The following is a 19,238-nucleotide window of genomic DNA, read 5'->3' as shown; positions in this document are numbered from 1 at the left end:
AACCTTGCTCCAGGGCCCTCGGGCCGGCGGCGCTGAACTCGCTACGCCTTCGGCTCCGCTCAGACATCCAGCGCCTTCTCCCGGCCCGAGAACCCTTCCGCAAGGGGCTCCATACGGGAGGAGAAGGTCAAAACCGACAGTATCCTGACCCCGTGGTATGACCACAGGCATCGCCGCCCGAACCCCTCGCGCCCGCTTGCGGGCGCGGCACGCAACGGCCAAAGGCCGAGCGTGCCGAAGATGCTGGAACAGCCTGCCTCCAACCAATAGCACAGGCCTCCGGATCGCAGTTGTCTTGACCTACCTCCCCGTTGTCGTCGCGCCGAGTGGAGAGGGTTTTCGCGGGAGACAAGGCGCTGGATGTCTGAGCGGAGCGTAGCGCAGCGAGTTCAGCGCCGCCCGCGAAAAGCCTCGGAACGAGGGAAACCCCGGTCCGCGCAGCGGGCCGGGGTCGCGGCAGTCGGGCGTGTTTCTTGGGTACTTCTTTGCACGAGCAAAGAAGTACCTCGCGGCGCGCTGGCGAGTCAGCGCCGGGCAGTATGTGGACCGAAGGCACGTAAACACCGGATGACGAACCATGGCCAGCCATAACAAGGCAGGCGGCTGGACGAAGGCACCGCAAATTCCGAGGGATGAACGAGGCCCGGCCACCCAGACGGTGAGCGAAGCCCCGTGTGCGCAGGCTAGTCCAGGCGCAGGGAGTAGTCGATGGCGTGGAGGTGCTTGGTCAGGGCGCCGACCGAGATGTAGTCCACGCCGGTGGCCGCGATAGCCGCCAGGCTGTCCGGCGTGACGCCGCCCGAGGCCTCGGAGATTGCGCGGCCACGGATGCGCTGCACGGCCGTCGCCAGGTTGTCCAGCGATAGCTCGTCGAGCATGATGACGTCGGCCCCGGCGGCCAGGGCCTGATCGACCTCGTCGAGGTTCTCGGTCTCGACCTCTACCCAGCGTCCGGCGCCGAGGGCGCGGGCACGTTGCACCGCCGCGTCGATGGAGCCGCAGGCGGCGATGTGGTTTTCCTTGATCAGCACGGCATCCCACAGGGCGAGGCGATGGTTGTGGCCGCCGCCGCAGCGCACGGCGTACTTCTGGCCGTGACGCAGGCCCGGCAGGGTCTTTCGGGTATCGAGGATGCGGCTGTCCGTGCCCTCCAGGCGGGCGACCCAGCGGGCGGTCTCGGTGGCCGTTCCGGAGAGGGTCTGGAGCAGGTTGAGGGCCGCGCGTTCGGCCGCCAGAACGGCCCGTGCGGGGCCTTCCAGCGTGGCGACGGTGCACGCTTCACGGCCGACCTCCACAAGGGTGCCCTCGGCGATCTGCCAGTCGATCCGGGTCTCCGGCGCGAGGCTGGCGAACACGCGGTCGAACCAGGGCTGGCCACTAACGATCGCGCTCTCCTTCAATAGCAGCGTGGCGCGCGCCACCCGTTCAGCCGGGACCAGGGCGGCGGTCAGGTCGCCGTCGACACCATCGGGGCCCAAGTCCTCCGCCAAGGCGGCGTCCACCTCGCGCATCAGCATGGCCGCGTCCGGCCGCGCTGGGCCCTGGGCGAAGGGGTCGTGCGGTCCGCCCGCGGCGTAGTCCTTATCGCTCATGGCGATCCGGCATCGGGCGGTGGGCCACGTAGTCGTCGCGCAGCTTCTTGACCAGGCCGGCGAGCAGGATCAATGCGATCAGGTTGGGTGCCGCCATGGCGATGTTGGCGATGTCGGAGAAGTTCCAGACCACGCCCAGCGGGATGGTCGCGCCGATCACGATGAGGATGACGAACACGACGCGGTAGGGCATCACCGCGCGTTCGCCGAACAGGAAGTAGGCCGAGCGGTCGCCGTAGTAGGACCAGGCGATCATGGTGGAGAAGGCGAACAGCATGAGGCTGATGCCGACTACCATGGCGCCAAACGGGCCCAGCGTGGAGCTGAAGGCGGTGGCGGTCAGCGACGCCCCGACCACGTCGTCGGCGCGGTCGATATAGGCGCCGGTGACGACAATGGCCAGGCCGGTCAGGGTGCAGACCACGATGGTGTCGATGAACGGCTCGAGCATGGCCACCGAGCCCTCGCGCGGCGGATCGCCGTTCTTGGCCGCGGCGTGCGCCATGGCCGAGGAGCCCAGGCCGGCCTCGTTGGAGAACATGCCGCGCGCGACACCGTACTGGATGGCGAGGCCGATGGCGCCGCCGCCGGCGGCCCACGGGTTGAGCGCGAGGTTGAGGATGGTGCCGACCGCGGCCGGAACCGCCTGGATGTTGGCGACAATCACGACGAAGGCGCCCAGCATGTAGACCACGGCCATGAACGGGACGATGGTCGAGGCAATCATCGCGATGCGTTTGACGCCGCCGATGATGACGAGGGCGACGAGTACCGCCATGGTCAGGCCGATGATCAGGGCCATCCAGCCCATGATGTCGTCGTCGGCGCGCAGGTCCGGCACGATGAAGGTCAGGCCGTCGACCACCGAGTTGGCCTGCACCATGTTGCCGATACCGAACGAGGCGATCAGGGTGAAGGCAGCGAACAGGATCGCCAGCTTCTTCATCTTGAGGCCGTTGAGCAGGGTGAACATCGGCCCGCCGGCGATGCTGCCGTCCGGGGCGATCTCGCGGTAGCGAACGGCCAGGGTGGTCTCGGCGAACTTGGTGGCCATGCCGAAGAAGGCCGTCACCCACATCCAGAACAGCGCCCCGGGGCCACCCAGCGCGATGGCCGTGGCCACGCCGGCGATGTTCCCGGTACCGATGGTGCCGGACAGCGCGGTCGACAGCGCCTGGAACGGCGAGATCTGCCCGGTGCCGCCGGCGCGCCCGTCGGTCCCGCGCAGGGCGCGCCAGCCCTCGCGGAAGGCGACGACCTGGACCAGACCCAGGCGAATGGTGAGGTAGAGCCCGGTGCCCAGCAGCAGGATCAGGGTGAGCGGGTTGCCCCAAAGCAGGCCGGCGGTGTCGCCGAGGAACTGGTCGATGGTGTCGAGCATCGGTGGGTCCTTGTGGTCCGGAGCGGCTTTGGCTGAAAACTCTACCGCGCGCAACGGGTGTTGACGATAGCTTTTGTCGAACCCGGCCATTGGGCGCGTCTGTGGAACGCCGCGATGGACCCTGTTTCAATGGCGGCTTCGACTCTCAAGGACGACCCATGACCGAACCCCCTCCCGCCGCATCCGAGCCGGATCACGGCAAACCGGTGCCCCGGATCTTCCTCGTCGGATCGCTGATCGCACTGGCGGTCTTCATCTGGCTGGTCAGCCTGCTGTGGCCGATGCTGGAAGAGCGCATTGCCGATCTGAGCACGCTGCAGATCGGGTTGCTGGCGAGTTTCGTCGCCGGTCTGATGACCGCGGTGGGGGCGATCCCGATCTTCTTCCTGCGCCGCATCAGTCAGTCGGTCGAGGACGCGATGATGGGCTTCGGCGCCGGGGTGATGCTGTCGGCCACGGCCTTCGAGCTGGTGCTCCCCTCGGTGGAGCAGGCCGAGGCGCAGTACGGCGGCGTGGGCATGGCCATTGTCGTGCTCGCGGTGGGGATCGGGCTGGGTGGCGGTGCATTGCTGGCGTTGCACAAGCTGGTGCCGCACGAGCATTTCTTCATCGGGCCGCAAAGCGGGGCCGACCCGCAGAAGATCCGGCGGGTCTGGCTGTTTATCTTCGCCATCGCGCTGCACAACCTGCCGGAAGGCCTGGCGGTGGGGGTCGGCTTCGGCGGCGATGACGTGAGCGACGGGATCGCGCTGGCCATCGGGATCGGGCTGCAGAACATGCCCGAGGGGCTGGTGGTCGCCATCGCCCTGCTGTCGCTGGGCTACAGCAAGTGGGCGGCATTCGGGGTGACCTTGCTGACCGGCATGGTGCAGCCGATCGGCGGCCTGATCGGGGCCGGTGCCATCACGCTGATGGAGTTTCTGCTGCCCTGGGGTTTGGCGTTCGCGGCCGGCGCGATGCTGTTCGTGATCAGTCACGAGATCATCCCCGAGTCGCACCGCAAGGGTCACGAGGCCCAGGCCACGGTCGGGGTGCTGGTCGGCTTCGTCGTCCTGCTTGCGATCGACATGGCGTTGTAGGGCGCGCGCAGAGTGTCGCTACTGGCACCGTCATTGCGAGGAGCTGCAGGCGACGCGGCACAAAAGCGCGCAGCGCGTTGAACGGCCGCAGGCCGGCCCGAAGGGCGAGCGCAGCGAGTAACCTCCGAAAGCTGGCAGTGCGACGGGATCGATATCCGGTGGTTTCGGACGGAGATTGCTTCGTCGCCTGCGGCTCCTCGCAATGACGGTGCTTTCTGGATGCGTGAGGGGGCAGGTGCGGCGGCAAGTCGGGGCGCCCAAATAGCGGCGTGGCCCGTCCGGGCTTTCGCTTCGAGGGTATTTTGGTCTACAATTAGTTTCGTCTGCGGGTGCCCGACAATGCCCGCACACCGTTCTGGAAGAGATCTGCGATCGCGACACGATTGGCAGACGCCGAAGGCGCAACATCCGCCCGGAATCGCTCAGGCTACAGGACCGGAACGGTGCAGGAGACACACTCTGGAGAGCGGCCGGAAACGGCCCACCGAAGGGGGCGGTCACGCAGTCCGACAACGGGCTGACGCGACGCAAACTCTCAGGTTTCAGGACAGAGGGGCGGCTGGCAGATTCATTCTGCCGGCCGCCCCTTTTTTTATGCCCGGAGCGCGGCGACCGGGCCTCGCGGTTCCACCGGCGGATGCCGGCGAGCCGACCACGACACGCAAGCAAGGCGAGAACTAGATGACGACGTTGAAGACAACTCCGCTCCACGGCGCGCATCAGCGCGCGGGAGCCAAGCTGGTCGATTTCGCCGGTTGGGAGATGCCGCTGCATTACGGCTCCCAGATGGAGGAGCACAAGCGGGTGCGCGAATCCGCCGGCATGTTCGATGTCTCGCACATGCAGGTCGTGGATATCCACGGCCCGCAGGCGCAGGCCTTTCTGCGCTATCTGCTGGCCAATGACGTGGCCAAGCTGAAGACCGAAGGGCGTGCGCTGTACAGCTGCATGCTGAACGAGGCCGGCGGCGTGATCGACGACCTGATCATCTACTGGACCGGGGGCGATAGCTACCGGGCTGTGGTCAATGCCGCCACCGCCGAGGGCGACATCGCCCACATGCAGAAGGTCGCGGAGGACTTCGACGTGAACGTCAAGCCGCGCCCGGAATTCGCGCTGATCGCGATCCAGGGCCCGCAGGCGGTGGAGAAGACCCTGCCGCTGCTGCCGGATGACCTGCGTAGTGCCGGGGATCTCAAGCCGTTCTCCGCGGTCTGGAATGACAAGTGGTTTGTCGCCCGCACCGGCTACACCGGCGAGGATGGCTTCGAGGTGATGCTGCCGGCGGAACAGGCCGACGGTTTCTGGGAGAAGCTGAAGGCCGCCGGCGTGCACCCCATCGGCCTCGGCGCGCGCGACACCCTGCGCCTGGAGGCCGGCATGAATCTCTACGGCACGGACATGGACGACCAGACCAACCCGCTGACCGCGAACCTCGGCTGGACCATCGCGCTGAAGGATGCCGAGCGCGACTTCATCGGCCGCGCGCCGATCGAACAGTCGAAGGTCGAGGGCGTGAAGGAACGCATGGTCGGGCTGGTGCTGGATGGTCGCGGCGTGCTGCGTGGCGGGACCCGCATCGAGACCGAGGCCGGAGACGGCGTGGTCACCTCCGGCAGCTTCTCGCCCAGCCTCGGGGTGTCGGTGGCGTTCGCGCGTATCCCGGCCGGGGTCGAGGCCGAGCAGCTGCACGCGGACATCCGCGGCCGCAAGCTGCCGGTGCGCGTGGTCAAGCCGGTGTTCGTCCGCAACGGCGAGCCGCAGATCGATTTGCCGAAAAACTGAAGCGAGGATTGCCTCATCCCGCGTGTGCCGGACTACACTGCGCAGGCGGGATCTAACAAGCAAAAGGAAGATGTCATGAGCGAAGCCCCGAAGGATCTGAAGTACACCAAAAGCCACGAGTGGGTGCGCAGCGAGGCCGACGGCAGCGTGACCGTGGGCATTACCGACCACGCGCAGGAACTGCTGGGCGACCTGGTGTTCGTTGAGGCCCCGGAAGCCGGCAGCAGCATCGAGGCCGGCACGGCCTGTGCCACCGTGGAATCGGTCAAGGCCGCCTCGGATATCTACGCGCCGATCTCCGGCGAAGTGACCGCGGTCAACGAGGACCTGGCGGACAGCCCCGAGAAGGTCAACGAGTCGCCCTTCGAGGATGGCTGGTTGTTCAAGGTGAAGCCCTCCGATGCCGGAGAGCTGGATGCCCTGATGGATGCGGATGCCTATGCCGCGCACGTCGAGGCCGAATCCTGAGCGTAGCCGTGCATCACCGGTCCCGGCCGCGTCCGGCCGGGACCCAACCGAAGTTCGCCGCAATCGGCGAAAGCGAGACCTGACATGCCGTTTATCCCGCATACCGAAGAAGACATCCGTGCCATGCTCGACAGCATTGGCGCCGAATCCGTCGAGGACCTGTTCGACGAGATTCCCGCCGACCTGCGTTCGCCGCCGCTCACGGGGATTCCCGAGGGCGAGAACGAGATGGGCATTACCCGCCTGATGCAGGAGCGGGCCGCGAAAGACGGCATGCCATCGAATTTCATCGGGGCCGGTGCCTACGAGCACCACATCCCGGCCGCCGTGTGGCAGATCGCCACGCGTGGCGAGTTCTACAGCGCCTACACGCCGTACCAGGCCGAGGCCAGCCAGGGCACGCTGCAGCTGATCTACGAATACCAGACGATGATCAGCCGCCTGACCGGGATGGAGGTCTCCAACGCCTCGTTGTATGACGGCGCCTCCGCCCTGGCCGAAGCGGTGCTGATGGCGGTGCGGGTGAATCGCCGCTCCAAGGCCAAGCGCGTCCTGCTGCCGGGGGCGCTGCACCCGGACTACCGCAAGGTGGTGAAGACGCTGATCGGCAACCAGGGCATCGAGCTGGTGGAACTGCCGTTCGACGAGACCACCGGTCAGACCCCGGTGGACACGCTGGCGCCGTATGCGGACGACGACGTCACCGCCATGGTAATCAGCCAGCCGAACTTCTTCGGCATCCTGGAAGACGTGGATGCCCTGACCGGCTGGGCCGAAGAACGCGGCATCCCGGTCATCGCCGTGGTGAACCCGGTCTCGCTGGCGCTGTTGAAGCCGCCGGGCGAATGGGGCGCCAATGGCGTGGATATCGTGGTTGGCGAGGGCCAGCCGCTGGGTGCGCCGCTGTCGTCCGGCGGGCCGTACTTCGGTTTCATGACCACGTTGAAGAAGCACATCCGGCAGATGCCGGGGCGCATCGTCGGCCGCGCCGAGGATGCCGATGGCAAGCCCGGTTTCGTGCTGACCCTGCAGGCGCGCGAGCAGCATATCCGCCGCTCCAAGGCGACCTCGAACATCTGCACCAACCAGGGCCTGGTGGTGACGGCCGCGACCATCCACATGTCGCTGCTGGGTGACGAGGGCCTGACCCGTGTGGCCGAGGCCTGCTACGCCAATACCCATGCGCTGGTGGAAAAACTGGCCGCCAAGGGCATCAAGCCGCGCTTTTCCGGCGAGTACTTCCACGAAGTCGCGCTGGATTTCGGCGGCGATGCCGCGACCCGCGTGCAGACGATGGCCGACGCCGGCGTGCTGGCGGGCCTCGAGCTGAGCCGGGACTATCCGCAGCTGGATGGCTGCGTGCTGGTCTGTGCCACCGAGACCAAGACCGAATCCGACCTGGAGCAGTACGTGACCACGTGGGAGCAGGCCGCCTGAGGCGGTCCGCACCCAGGGTCAACGACACCACGCGCCAACTACACCATGCCGGGAGGCAACCATGGCCGAAATCAAGCTGCAAGGTAATCCAATCAACACCAACGGCGATCTGCCGCACGTGGGCTCGCCGGCCCCGGACTTCAAGCTGACCAACAAGGATCTGCAGGACGTCTCGCTCGCCGACTTCGGCGACAAGCGCAAGCTGATCTCCATCGTGCCCAGCCTGGATACCCCGGTCTGCGCCGACTCCACCAAGAAGTTCAACGAGATGGTCGCCAGCCGTCCGGATCTCGAGATCCTGATCGTCTCCGCCGACCTGCCGTTCGCGATGAGCCGCTTCTGCGCCGCCGAGAACTTGGAACGCGTGACCGTGCTGTCGATGATGCGCGATCGCAACTTCGCCAAGGACTACGGCGTGCTGATCCAGGACGGCCCGCTGGCCGGGGTCACCGCGCGCGGCGTGGTCGTGCTGGATACCGACAACCTGGTGATGCACGCCCAGTTGGTTCGCGAGATCGGCGACGAGCCGGACTACGACGCCGCGTTCGCGGCCCTGGATGATCGGGCCAACCTGAGCCCGACCCAGTAATCGGCCGGAGTCCCTCCGCGCCGCCGGCGGCCGGGCCTGTGCCCGGTCGTCGTCACCCGAATACGCAAGCGAGAAACCGCTATGAGCACCACTGAAGCCAATCTGATCTTCGAACGTTCCCGTGCCGGTCGCTCGGCCGTGGCCCAGGCGCCGCGCGACCACGCCGCGACCCGCATCCCGGCGAACCTGCAGCGCAAGTCCGCCCCGGGTCTGCCGGCGGCCTCGGAACTGGACGTGGTGCGGCACTACACGCGGTTGTCGCAGAAGAACTTCTCCATCGACACTGAGTTCTACCCGCTGGGCTCATGCACGATGAAGTACAACCCGCGCGCCTGTAACAGCCTGGCGATGCTGCCCGGGTTCCTGAACCGGCATCCGCTCGCCCCGGCTAGCCACAGCCAAGGCTTCCTGCAGACGATGTTCGAGCTGCAGGAGATGCTAAAGGAAGTCACCGGCATGAAGGCCGTGTCGCTGGCGCCGATGGCCGGTGCCCAGGGCGAGTACACCGGTGTCGCAATGATCCGCGCCTATCACGATGCCCGGGGCGATACCGAGCGCCGCGAGATCATTGTCCCGGATGCCGCCCACGGCACCAACCCGGCAACCGCGATCATGTGCGGCTACGAGGTGCGCGAGATCCCCACCGACGAGACCGGGGACGTGGACCTGGAAGCCCTGCAGGCCGCCGTGGGCCCGCACACCGCGGGGATCATGCTGACCAACCCCTCCACCGTGGGCGTGTTCGAGCGGCGGATCAAGCAGATCGCCGGCATCGTGCACGAGGCCGGCGGCCTGTTGTACTACGACGGCGCCAACCTGAACGCGATCCTCGGCAAGGTACGCCCGGGCGACATGGGCTTCGACGTGATCCACATGAACCTGCACAAGACCTTCTCCACGCCGCACGGCGGGGGTGGCCCGGGCTCCGGCGCGGTGGGCGTCGCCGAACGGCTGCTGCCGTTCATGCCGATCCCGCACGTGATCGAGGCGGAGCAGGGCGGCTACCGATTTGCCGAGGAGTCCGATCGCCCGCAGAGCATCGGACGTCTGTCCGCGTTCGCCGGGAACGCCGGCGTGCTGCTGCGCGCCTACATCTACATGCGCATGCTGGGGCGCGAGGGCATGGTGCGGGTCTCCGAGTTCTCGACCCTGAACGCCAACTACCTGGCGCGCGAACTGGCCGCGGCCGGGTTCGACCTGGCCTACCCCAAGCGTCGCGCCACGCACGAGTTCATCGTGACCATGAAGAAGCAGGCCAAGGAGCGCGGTTTGACCGCCGGCGATGTGGCCAAGCGCCTGCTCGACCACGGCTACCACGCGCCGACCACCTACTTCCCGCTGCTGGTGCCGGAGTGCCTGCTGGTGGAGCCGACCGAGACCGAGTCGAAGGAGACCCTGGACGGTTTCGTCGAGGCGATGGCCTGCATCCTGGCCGAGTCGGAGAACGACATGGACACCATCAAGAGTGCGCCGCACACGCTGCCGAACCGGCGCTTCAACGAGGTGGCCGCGGCCAAGGCGCTGGACGTCGTGTTCCAGCCCGCCGAGGACGGGGACGCCAGCGCGCCGCGCACCGGTACGCACGGCTGACGGATTCCCCGGGGCCAGCCCCGGGCATCCTGGTTCGTCCTGAAATGCCCCCGCTTGCCGGGGGCGTTTCCGTTTTGCGGGGCAGTAAACGACTTTTTTTGGGGTCAAGAGGAAACCTGACTCGTTATCTGGTAGTTTCCGGACTCAGTCCAATCACGTGCTGCCAGGCCCGCGGGCAGCCGACACACGAATGAGTGTCGACGAAGCCTCCGTCAAGAGGGGCGAAGACGGGCAAGGACGCGTTACCCAATGAGCGAAATTTGTGCCATCCACGGCTACGCGGCGCTGTTCGAGCATGCGCCGGTGGGGCTGGCCGAGATGGATACCGAGGGGCGCATCCTGCGTGCCAATCCCCGCCTGGGCGCTTTGCTGGCCTGTGATCCGGCGGATCTGACCGATGCGTTCCTGAAGGCGCATGTCTGCCCGGACGATCGGGTGCGCTTCGAGGACCGGCGTCATGCGTTGCGGAGCGGTGAATGCGCCAACTGCAGCTTTGAGGCGCGTCTGCTGGATGCCACCGATCAGGCGCACTGGGTGGAGTTGGCGGTCAGCCGGATCCCGGCCACCGAGGACTGCCCCGAAGCCCTGCTCGTGGCGGTCGCCGATATTGGCGTGCACAAGGAGACGGAGCAGCGTACCGAGACCCTGCTGCGCGCCAGTCCGGCCGTGATCTACACCATGGACCCCTCGGACTTGGGCACCATGACCTGGCTCAGCCCCAACGTGCAGGCCGTTACTGGCTGGACGCCAGAGCAGATTACCGGCCAGCCGGACTGGTTGCAGGCCCATCTGACTCGCGAGGAGTACCAGCGTTGCGCCGGCCAGGTGAAGCGCTGGCTGGCCGACGGCGCGCGCGGATTCTGTCGCCTGAGCTATCGCCAGCGCATGCCCAGCGGGCACTGGCAATGGCTGGAGGACCAGATTACCGCGATCCGCGACGGTCAGGGCGCGGTCGTCGAGCTGGTGGGTGCCTTCCAGGACGTGGGGGCGCGGGTAGAGACCGAGCGCCACCTGGAGAAGATCGCCCACAACCTGCCCGGGGTGATCTACCAGTATCGCCAGTACCCGGATGGCCGGGCGTCGCTCCCGTATGCCAGTGAGGGCATGGCCGACGTGTACGGCGTGACGCCCGAGGCCGTGAGGCACGATGCCAGCCCTGCCTTCGAAGTCATCCACCCGGATGATGTCGAGCGGGTTGTCGCCAGCATCGAGGCCTCCATGCGCTGCCTGGAGCCCTGGCGCCAGCGCTATCGCGTGCGCCACCCTAGGCGTGGCGAGATCTGGGTGGAGGGGCACTCCAGCCCCGAGGCACTGGAGGACGGCAGTGTCCTCTGGTTCGGGGTGATCCTGGATATCACCGATCGGGTGCGGGCGGAGGTGGCGCTCCATCTGCGCGAGCGAGAACTGGCCGAGGCCCAGCGCATCGCGCATATCGGCAACTGGGTATCGGACTTTTCCCGCAACGAGGTCCGCTGGTCCGACGAGGTCTTCCGGATCTTCGGGATGCGACGTGGCGAGTGGGGCGGGACGCACGCCGCCTTCCTGCAGGCGGTTCATCCGGAGGACCGCGAACGGGTTCAGGCCGAGGTGGACGCCGCGCTGGCCGAGGGAGGCTCTTTCGATACCGTGCATCGCGTACTGCGCGCCGACGGCGAGGAGCGCGTGGTGCACGAGCGTGGTTACGTGGAGGTCGATTCGGATGGCCGCGCGCTGCGCATGATCGGGACCGTGCAGGACATCACCGAGCGGCACCACCTGGAGCGGGAGCAGCGGTTGCTCGCGGCGACCTTCGAGAGCAGTCAGGCGATCTTCATCACCGATGGCGAGGGGACGATTCAGCGCGTCAACGCGACCTTTACCGAGATCACGGGGTTCACCGAGGCCGATGCGGTGGGACACAACCCCCGGATCATGAACTCGGGACTGCAGGATCGCGGCTTCTATCAGGAGATGTTCGAGTCCGTGCACGCGCGCGGCCACTGGTCGGGTGAGGTATGGAACCGGCGCAAGGACGGGCAGATCTTCCCCCTGCACGAGATCGTCACCGCGATCCGGGATGCCAGCGGGGCGATCGAGTACTACATCGCCATGTTTCACGATATCTCCCGGCAGAAGGAACTGGAGGCCGCGCTGGAGTACCAGGCCTTTTACGATCCGTTGACCGATGCCGCCAACCGGGGCCATTTCGAGGCATTGCTGGAGCAGGAGGCACGGCGGGCAGAGCGCTACGGCGATTCCTGCTCGCTGGTGATGCTGGACCTGGATCACTTCAAGCGGATCAACGACACCCATGGTCACGACATCGGGGACGAGGTCCTGCGCCGGGTCGTGGCCGTGGCGGGAGGACGCCTGCGCCAGTCCGATGTGCTGGGACGCTGGGGCGGCGAGGAATTCATGGTCCTGCTGCCGAGCACCACCGCCGAGGCGGCTTGCCGTCTGGCGGAGGATCTGCGGCGCCAGGTCGCCGCGTTGGAGTTGGGACATGTGGGGCACGTGACCATCAGTCTGGGGGTGGCCGAATGCCGCCGCGGCGAGGCCATCAAGGACTGGATCAAGCGCGCGGACGATGCGATGTACCGGGCCAAGCGCTCGGGGCGCAATCGGGTCGTATGGCAGGATTGACGGCCACGGCCAACCTCCTCGGGGAGACTTGATGGATCCTGCGGAGCATGCAGGCGCGGGCTTGTTCCACCGGGCCGCCGTGGGGTTGGTGTTTCTGGAGGCCAGTGGTCGCATCCATGCGGCCAATGCGCGCCTGGCGGAATGGCTGGGCTGCGCGGCGGACGACCTCCATGGTGTATGGCTGTCCGATTGTGTGCCGCAGGGGCAACACAAGGCGTTGATGGACGCCCTCGCGCGCGCAGGGTCGGCCGAAGTGACCCTGGAGCTTTCGCTCAGGGCGCCGAACGTCGAGGAAGCGACGGCGGTTGCCTGCACGCTGGCGCTGGCGCCCGACCCGGACGGGCGGCTCGCCACCGTCCAGCGCCGGGCGGCGGGCGACTCGGCCGCCCAGGTCTACGAACAGACCTTTACCGCCAATACTGCCCCGAAGCTGCTGATCGACCCGGAGGATGGCGCGATCGTCGATGCCAACCCGGCCGCGGAGGCGTTCTACGGCTATTCGGCCGAGGCGCTTAAGGGCATGCGCATCCAGGACATCAATACCCTTTCGGCGGACGAGGTGCATGCGGAGATGGAGCGGGCGGCGCGCGAGGAACGCCGCTTCTTCCGCTTTCGCCACCGCATTTGCGGGGGCGAGATTCGCGATGTCGAGGTGTACTCCGGCCCGGTGGTGCTGGACGGGAACCGGTACCTCTACTCGATCATTCACGACGTGTCGGAGACCCGTCGCTACGAACACGAGCTGGAATTCTACGGCGTGGCCTTCGGTCGCCTCCCGGTGGGGGTTTACCGCAACACCCCGGGGCCGGAGGGCCGCTTTGTCCGTCTCAATCCGGCCATGGTGGAGCTGTTCGAGGCCGCCACCGAGATCGAACTGCGCTCGACGCCGGTCCGCGAGCTCTACCGCGATCCGCTCGAGCGCGACGCATTCAGTCGCGATCTCGAGGCCTATGGGCGGGTGATCGGTCGCGAAGTGGATCTGAGGACCCTGCGCGGACGGCCCTTCCGTGCCCGGATCACCGCCTACCGGACCGAGGATGCGGAAGGCCGGTTCGTGTTCGACGGGGTGATCGAGGATGTCACCGAGCTGCGGGCGGCCGAGGCCTTCCAGACGCGCCTGCTGGGCAGCCTGGCCGAAGGGGTTTTCGGCCTCGATCGCTATGGCCGCTATACCTTCCTGAACCCGGCGGCCTGCCGTCTTTTCGGTTTCGAGAGTGAAGGCGATGCCCTCGGGCGGGATGCGCATTCGACCAACCATCACACGCTGGCGGACGGGACGCCCTATCCGCCCGAGGCCTGTCCGATCTACCGCGTCCTCGAGACCGGCAAACCGCTGGAGGCCTGGGACGATCACTTTGTGCGGGCCGACGGGACCCTGTTTCCCGTGAGTGTCTTCACCGCACCCACGTTCGATGCGTCGGGCCGTGTTGACGGCGCGGTGGTGTCGTTCCAGGACCAGACCGCCCGGCGCGAACGCGAGGCCCGGCTGACCAAGGCCACCAGCCACCTGCCCGGGGCGATCTACCAATACCGCCTGTATCCGGACGGTCGGCATGCCTTCCCGTTCGTCAGCGAGGGCGTCCAGCGGGTGTACGGGCTGTCTCCGGACATGATCCAGGAGGACGCCGATACGGCTTTCGCCCGGGTCAACCCCGAGGATCTTCCGCGCATCCAGGCCAGCATCGAGGAGTCGGCGCGCACGCTGGGGCCCTGGCTGGTTCGTTACCGCGTCCGTCACCCGATACGCGGGACGCTCTGGGTCGAGGGCCGTGCGACGCCGGAAGCACCGCGCCGCGACGGCAGCATCGTCTGGCACGGGGTGATGATCGACATTACCGAGCAAGTGGCGATGGAGGAGGCCCTGCGCGAGAGCGAGGCGCGGTTCCGACAACTGGCCGGCGCCGTGAACGAGGTCTTCTGGTTGCAGGACGCTGAATCGATCCTCTACGTCAATCCGGCCTACGAGCGGGTCTGGGGATACAGCCGCGAGCACCTGTACCGCGACTCGGTCGCGATGCTGGAGGCCGTGCACCCGGAGGACCGCGACCGGGTGGAGGCGGTGTTTCTCTCCGGCGCTTTCGGCGACGGAACGGCCGACGAGACCTTCCGCATACAGCGCCCGGACGGCGAGCAGCGCTGGGTTCGCGTCCGCCGCTACCCGGTTGCGGACAGCGAGGGCCGGGTGACCCGGGTGGCCGGGACGGCGGTCGATATCACCGCGCTGAAGGCCACGCAGCAGGAGCTGGAACGCAACCAGGCGGAACTCGAGCGTCAGGCCTTCTATGATCGCCTGACCGGGATTGCCAACCGGCGCTATTTCGAAAGCCTGCTGGACCGCGAAGTCCGGCGGGCCGAGCGGTATGGCCAGGGGTTCGCGCTGGTGATGTTCGATCTCGATCACTTCAAGAAGGTCAACGACACCCATGGTCATGCCACCGGGGATGTGGTGTTGCAGGAGGTGACCCGGGTCGCGGGGGAGCGCCTGCGCAGCGTGGATGTACTCGGCCGCTGGGGGGGCGAGGAGTTCATGGTCCTGCTGCCGGGCGCCGCGGCGGAGGAAGGCGCCCGGGTGGCGGAGTTGGTCCGGGCGCGCGTGGCCGGGCATGCCTTTCCCCGGGTGGGCGAGGTGACCGTGAGCCTCGGGGTGGCGGCATTCCATTCCGGCGAGCCGCGCGGCGAGCTGCTGCGGCGGGTCGACGAGGCGCTCTACCGCGCCAAGCGCGAGGGCCGCAACCGGGTGGCCCTCGCGCCGCCGCCCGCCGCATGACCGGGCGCACCGAGGGGGATCCGGGTGGCGCATAGTGGCCGACGTGGCCTGGGCCGGGTGCTGTATGCCTTCGGGTATTCCTGGCGCGGGCTGCGCGAAGCGTATCTACACGAGTCGGCGTTTCGTCAGGAACTGGCGTTGCTCGCGGTATTGCTGCCGCTGGCGATCTGGTTGGGCGAGAGCGGGGTGGAGCGGGCACTGCTGGCCGGCAGTGCCCTGTTGATCCTGGTGGTGGAACTGCTGAACTCGGCGGTGGAGGCGGCAATCGACCGGTTTGGCGACGAGCGCCATCCGCTGTCGGCCCGCGCCAAGGACATGGCCTCGGCCGCGGTGCTGGTCAGCTTCCTCCTGGCGGCGCTGGTGTGGGGGCTGATCCTGCTCTGACCGCGCTGGGGCTCCGGGCTTCCCCCGGCCGAAGCGAAGCGCAGAGCCGGCATATCCGGCCTTAGGGAGACGCTCATTTAATCGCGCGTCCGCGCTCGAGTCGCTTTTGCGTGCGAACAAGGCGCGGTGACTGCCGTGCAGTCATTCTGCACAAGGGAGCCGCAACGCAGTTCCCACGCCCGTTGTTATCAAAAACGGCCGGCCGAGCCCCTGCTTTCAATGGCTTGTGGGGGTTGGTGCCCCCTGTTCCCCGATCCTGCGTTGCGCCGCTTGCGGGTAGAACCACTACCCGCTGCACGACGTGCCTTGTCTCGGGAAACAGGGGGCACCAACGCGGACGTGCGATTAGATCAGCGTCCCCTTAGGGGCTGTCCCGGCGTGGGAGATCCCGGATAACCGCTACGCGGTTTCCGGGGTGACGGCACAGGAGGGTGGGGCGGCGATGCGCGGCGTCCGGAGGTGGGGCCGCGTGTCCGTCAGGAACCGTTATGCGCCATGCAGTCGGTGAAGCCGTCCGCCATGCCCTGCATCAAGTGGAACCAGGCGTCCGGGCCGGGTTCCAGCCCGGCACCGATCGGATCGAGCATGCCGAGCCGGGTGCCGGTCCCCTCGGCCACGGTTTCCGCCAGCGCCGGGCGGAATTGCGGCTCGGTGAACAGGCAGGCGATGTCGCCCTCGGCCAGGCGGGTGCGCAGGTCGGACAACCGGCGTGCCCCCGGCATGCGCGACGGATCGACGCTGATGGAGCCGGCCGCGTTCAGGCCGTAGTGCTGCTCGAAGTACTGGTAGGCGTCGTGGAATAGCATGAAGCGCTGGTCGCGCACCGGGGCCAGTTGCGCCGCGATATCGGTATCCAGGTTGTCGATGCGCTGGAGCAGGTGGTCCCGGTTGTCCCGGATCCTTGCGGCCTGTTCCGGATCGAGTTCCGCGATGCGCTCCGCGAGCTGTTCGACGATGGCACGTGCGACCGCCGGCGACAGCCACAGGTGACTGTCGTAATCGCCATGTGCATGCCCGTTCCCGTTGTCATGCGCGGCTCCATGATCATTCGACCCGTGAGCACCGTGGTCATGCGCGTCATGCTCGTGTGCATGATCCTCGTGTCCGTCGTGATCGTCGTGGGCATGACGGTCATGTCCGTGATCGCCGTGATCGTCATGCCCATGGTCGCCATGGGCATCGTGGCCTTCCCATACCCCGCCGCTACGGCCCTCCAGCAGGGGCAGGTCCAGGTCGTGCATCAGGCTGATCACGGTCGCCCGCTCGGAGATCCCGCGCAGTGAGCGCTCGAGAAAGCCTTCCAGATCCGGACCCACCCAGATGATCAGGTCGGCCTGTTGCAGGCGTCGTGCCTCGGAGGGCCGCATGGCGTAGCCGTGGGGCGAGGCGCTGGCCGGTACCAGCAGTTCGACCTCGTGGGTGTCGCCGGCCAGCGCGGCAACCAGGCTGTGGATGGGTAGAATCGAGGTGACAATGCGCGGGCTGTCGTCGGCCTGTGCGGGGGTGGCCAGTGCCAGGAGCAACGTCAGGGCCAGCAACAGGTTGGGCACGGTCGGGCGGCGGACTGCGGAACGCATCGGCGGATTCTCCATCGGGGCTATTAACGTTATAGTATATCAATATGAGTCGCAAAGACCCCACCGAGCCCGCCACGGCGGAAATCGATGCAACACCCTTGCTGGCGGCCCGCGACGTGTCACTGGAGCGCGCGGGACGGGTGATCCTGGACCATGTCTCGGTCCAGGTGCGCCCGGCCGAGGTGACCGTGGTGATCGGCCCCAACGGGGCGGGCAAGACCTCGCTGTTACGGGTCCTGCTGGGGCTGTGGAAGCCGGGGCAGGGCCGGGTACAGCGCCGGCGCGGGCTGCGCATCGGCTATATGCCGCAGCGCCTGCAGATCGAGCCGGTGCTGCCACTCTCGGTGCGGCGTTTCCTGACGCTGCGCCAGCGGGCCCCGGAGGCCGTCCTGCGCGAAGGCCTGGAGCGGGTCGGCGTGCCGCATCTGCTGCACAAGCCGGTGCAGTCGCTCTCCGGCGGCGAGATGCAGCGGGTGCTGCTGGCGCGCGCCCTGCTCAATCGACCGAACCTGCTGGTGCTGGACGAGCCCGCCCAGGGGGTGGATATCGTGGGCCAGGGCGAGGTGTTCAAGCTGATCGATGACATCCGCCACGAGACCGGCTGCGGGGTGCTGATGGTTTCGCACGACCTGCACCTGGTCATGGCCGGGGCCGATGCGGTGATCTGCCTGAACCAGCATGTGTGCTGCACCGGCCGGCCGGAGGAGGTGTCGCGGCATCCCGAGTACCAGCGCCTGTTCCCGGAGACGGACATGCAGGGGATCGGGGTCTACCGGCACGATCACGACCACGTGCACGATGTGGCCGGGGATGTGCACGAACATCACGCCGGCTGCGGCCATGCCCACCGGCCCGGTCCCGGGGGCGACTCCCGATGATGGATGGCCTGCTCGACGATTTCCTGATTCGTGCGCTGCTGGCGGGGCTGATGGTGGCCGCCGTCGCGGGTCCACTGGGGGCCTTCGTGGTCTGGCGCCGCATGGCCTATTTCGGCGATACCGTGTCGCATTCGGCGCTGCTGGGCGTCGCGCTGGGCGTGTTGCTGGGGCTGAATCTCAACCTGATGGTCACGCTGGTGTGCGTGGCGATTGCCATCCTGCTGGTGCTGCTGCAGCGGCGCCAGGAGCTGGCCTCGGACACCCTCCTCGGGATCCTCGCGCACAGCGCCCTGTCGCTGGGGATCGTCGCGGTGACGTTCATCGAGGGGCTGCGGGTGGACCTGATGGCCTACCTGTTCGGCGACATCCTTGCGGTCGGCACCGGGGACCTGCTGTCCATCGCCATTGGCGGGGGCGTGGCCCTGCTGTTGCTGATCCTGTTGTGGCGCCCGCTGCTGGCGCTGACGGTGCACGAGGAGCTCGCCCAGGTGGAGGGTGTGCCGGTGCTGCTGGTGCGGCTGGGCCTGATGCTGTTGATCGCGCTGGTGATCGCGGCGGCGATGCAGGTGGTCGGCGTGCTGCTGATCACGGCGCTGATGATCATCCCGGCGGCCAGTGCCCGGCGCTTTGCGGCCACCCCCGAGCAGATGGCGATCCTCGCCGGCATCATCGGCATGCTGGCCGTGGGGGCCGGGCTGTGGGGCTCCTTCCAGTACGACACCCCGACCGGCCCGACCATCGTGGTCGCCGCGATGCTGGGCTTCATCCTGGTCCACCTGCTGCCCGGCCGCCTGATCCCCCACTTTGGCGGGCGCTGACAACACCGTTCTTCACTACGAAGCGCACGAAGGCACGAAGAACGGGCTAAGGATCCGGGCGATTGTGCACCCTAGGGGGCACAGAGAAAGATTGTTCCTGATTAGCCACGAGGGTCAGCCAGTCAGGGGGATCGTCCAGGGGCGCAAATAGCCCGCCGCAGGTCGCTTTAATCCGGGCCTTTCTGGAATGTCACCGTCCCCGGCCCTTGCCCCTGTACTGTCATCCCGGCCGCAGCGAAGCGAAGAGCCGGGATCTCCCCCGTCGGGGCAA

The 19,238-nt window shown here is 67.3% G+C and carries 15 protein-coding genes and 2 riboswitches; of the genes, 11 read left to right on the top strand and 4 right to left on the bottom strand.

Annotated elements, in window-relative coordinates; all coding sequences use genetic code 11:
• Positions 1 to 59 precede the first annotated feature (59 nt).
• The 3 genes from F817_RS14650 to F817_RS0100950 all read right to left on the bottom strand — a co-directional run bounded on the left by F817_RS14650 (position 60) and on the right by F817_RS0100950 (position 2,973).
• Complete coding sequence (locus F817_RS14650; protein ID WP_042799035.1) at positions 60 to 263, bottom strand: hypothetical protein; 204 nt, start codon at positions 261 to 263, stop codon at positions 60 to 62.
• A gap of 420 nt (positions 264 to 683) precedes the next feature.
• Positions 684 to 1,517, bottom strand: a complete 834-nt coding sequence (gene nadC, locus F817_RS0100955; protein WP_369774195.1) for a carboxylating nicotinate-nucleotide diphosphorylase — start codon at positions 1,515 to 1,517, stop codon at positions 684 to 686.
• A gap of 64 nt (positions 1,518 to 1,581) precedes the next feature.
• Positions 1,582 to 2,973 (bottom strand): sodium:alanine symporter family protein, encoded by a 1,392-nt coding sequence (locus tag F817_RS0100950; protein ID WP_024325884.1) that lies wholly within the window; start codon positions 2,971 to 2,973, stop codon positions 1,582 to 1,584.
• Between the two features lie 158 nt (positions 2,974 to 3,131).
• On the opposite strand from F817_RS0100950, the gene F817_RS0100945 reads away from it, so the two are divergent.
• The 9 genes from F817_RS0100945 (at position 3,132) to F817_RS0100900 (ending at position 15,694) form a co-directional block, all read left to right on the top strand.
• The gene (locus tag F817_RS0100945; RefSeq protein WP_024325883.1) at positions 3,132 to 4,052 is read left to right on the top strand and encodes a ZIP family metal transporter; all 921 of its coding nucleotides are present in this window, start codon (positions 3,132 to 3,134) and stop codon (positions 4,050 to 4,052) included.
• Positions 4,053 to 4,398: 346 nt separating this feature from the next.
• Positions 4,399 to 4,500: riboswitch (glycine riboswitch) on the top strand.
• A 1-nt stretch (position 4,501) separates the two neighbouring features.
• Positions 4,502 to 4,613, top strand: a riboswitch (glycine riboswitch).
• A 120-nt stretch (positions 4,614 to 4,733) separates the two neighbouring features.
• Positions 4,734 to 5,837, top strand: a complete 1,104-nt coding sequence (gene gcvT, locus F817_RS0100940) for a glycine cleavage system aminomethyltransferase GcvT (RefSeq protein WP_024325882.1) — start codon at positions 4,734 to 4,736, stop codon at positions 5,835 to 5,837.
• A gap of 75 nt (positions 5,838 to 5,912) precedes the next feature.
• Positions 5,913 to 6,305 (top strand): glycine cleavage system protein GcvH, encoded by a 393-nt coding sequence (gene gcvH / locus F817_RS0100935; RefSeq protein ID WP_024325881.1) that lies wholly within the window; start codon positions 5,913 to 5,915, stop codon positions 6,303 to 6,305.
• 84 nt (positions 6,306 to 6,389) lie between these two features.
• A complete protein-coding gene (gene gcvPA, locus F817_RS0100930; protein WP_024325880.1) occupies positions 6,390 to 7,742 on the top strand; it encodes an aminomethyl-transferring glycine dehydrogenase subunit GcvPA in 1,353 nt (450 codons plus the stop codon).
• 61 nt (positions 7,743 to 7,803) lie between these two features.
• Complete coding sequence (gene tpx, locus F817_RS0100925) at positions 7,804 to 8,331, top strand: thiol peroxidase (protein WP_024325879.1); 528 nt, start codon at positions 7,804 to 7,806, stop codon at positions 8,329 to 8,331.
• Positions 8,332 to 8,412: 81 nt separating this feature from the next.
• Positions 8,413 to 9,921, top strand: a complete 1,509-nt coding sequence (gcvPB, locus tag F817_RS0100915; RefSeq protein ID WP_024325878.1) for an aminomethyl-transferring glycine dehydrogenase subunit GcvPB — start codon at positions 8,413 to 8,415, stop codon at positions 9,919 to 9,921.
• A 249-nt stretch (positions 9,922 to 10,170) separates the two neighbouring features.
• The gene (locus tag F817_RS0100910; protein ID WP_024325877.1) at positions 10,171 to 12,543 is read left to right on the top strand and encodes a PAS domain-containing protein; all 2,373 of its coding nucleotides are present in this window, start codon (positions 10,171 to 10,173) and stop codon (positions 12,541 to 12,543) included.
• 31 nt (positions 12,544 to 12,574) lie between these two features.
• Positions 12,575 to 15,310 carry a PAS domain S-box protein gene (locus tag F817_RS0100905; RefSeq protein WP_024325876.1) on the top strand — a complete coding sequence of 912 codons (2,736 nt, stop codon included), beginning with the start codon at positions 12,575 to 12,577 and terminating at the stop codon, positions 15,308 to 15,310.
• Between the two features lie 24 nt (positions 15,311 to 15,334).
• Entirely contained in the window at positions 15,335 to 15,694 is a 360-nt protein-coding gene (locus F817_RS0100900; protein ID WP_042799034.1) for a diacylglycerol kinase, read from the top strand.
• 476 nt (positions 15,695 to 16,170) lie between these two features.
• On the opposite strand, the gene F817_RS0100895 is transcribed toward F817_RS0100900, so the two are convergent.
• Complete coding sequence (locus F817_RS0100895) at positions 16,171 to 17,271, bottom strand: zinc ABC transporter substrate-binding protein (RefSeq protein WP_024325874.1); 1,101 nt, start codon at positions 17,269 to 17,271, stop codon at positions 16,171 to 16,173.
• A 98-nt stretch (positions 17,272 to 17,369) separates the two neighbouring features.
• Here F817_RS0100895 and F817_RS0100890 point away from each other — a divergent pair, with 98 nt between their 5' ends.
• Positions 17,370 to 18,149, top strand: a complete 780-nt coding sequence (locus F817_RS0100890) for an ATP-binding cassette domain-containing protein (protein ID WP_024325873.1) — start codon at positions 17,370 to 17,372, stop codon at positions 18,147 to 18,149.
• Positions 18,146 to 18,967, top strand: coding sequence for a zinc ABC transporter permease subunit ZnuB (znuB, locus tag F817_RS0100885; RefSeq protein WP_024325872.1), 822 nt, complete (start codon positions 18,146 to 18,148; stop codon positions 18,965 to 18,967). The genes F817_RS0100890 and znuB overlap by 4 nt, the downstream gene beginning before the upstream one ends.
• Positions 18,968 to 19,238: the final 271 nt, after the last annotated feature.

Origin of the sequence: Thioalkalivibrio sp. AKL19 (genome assembly GCF_000420165.1) — a bacterium.
In the GTDB taxonomy this organism is placed as follows: domain Bacteria; phylum Pseudomonadota; class Gammaproteobacteria; order Ectothiorhodospirales; family Ectothiorhodospiraceae; genus Thioalkalivibrio.
The sequence above is the reverse complement of the archived record's forward strand: the minus strand, read 5'-3'. Positions and strand labels throughout refer to the sequence as shown.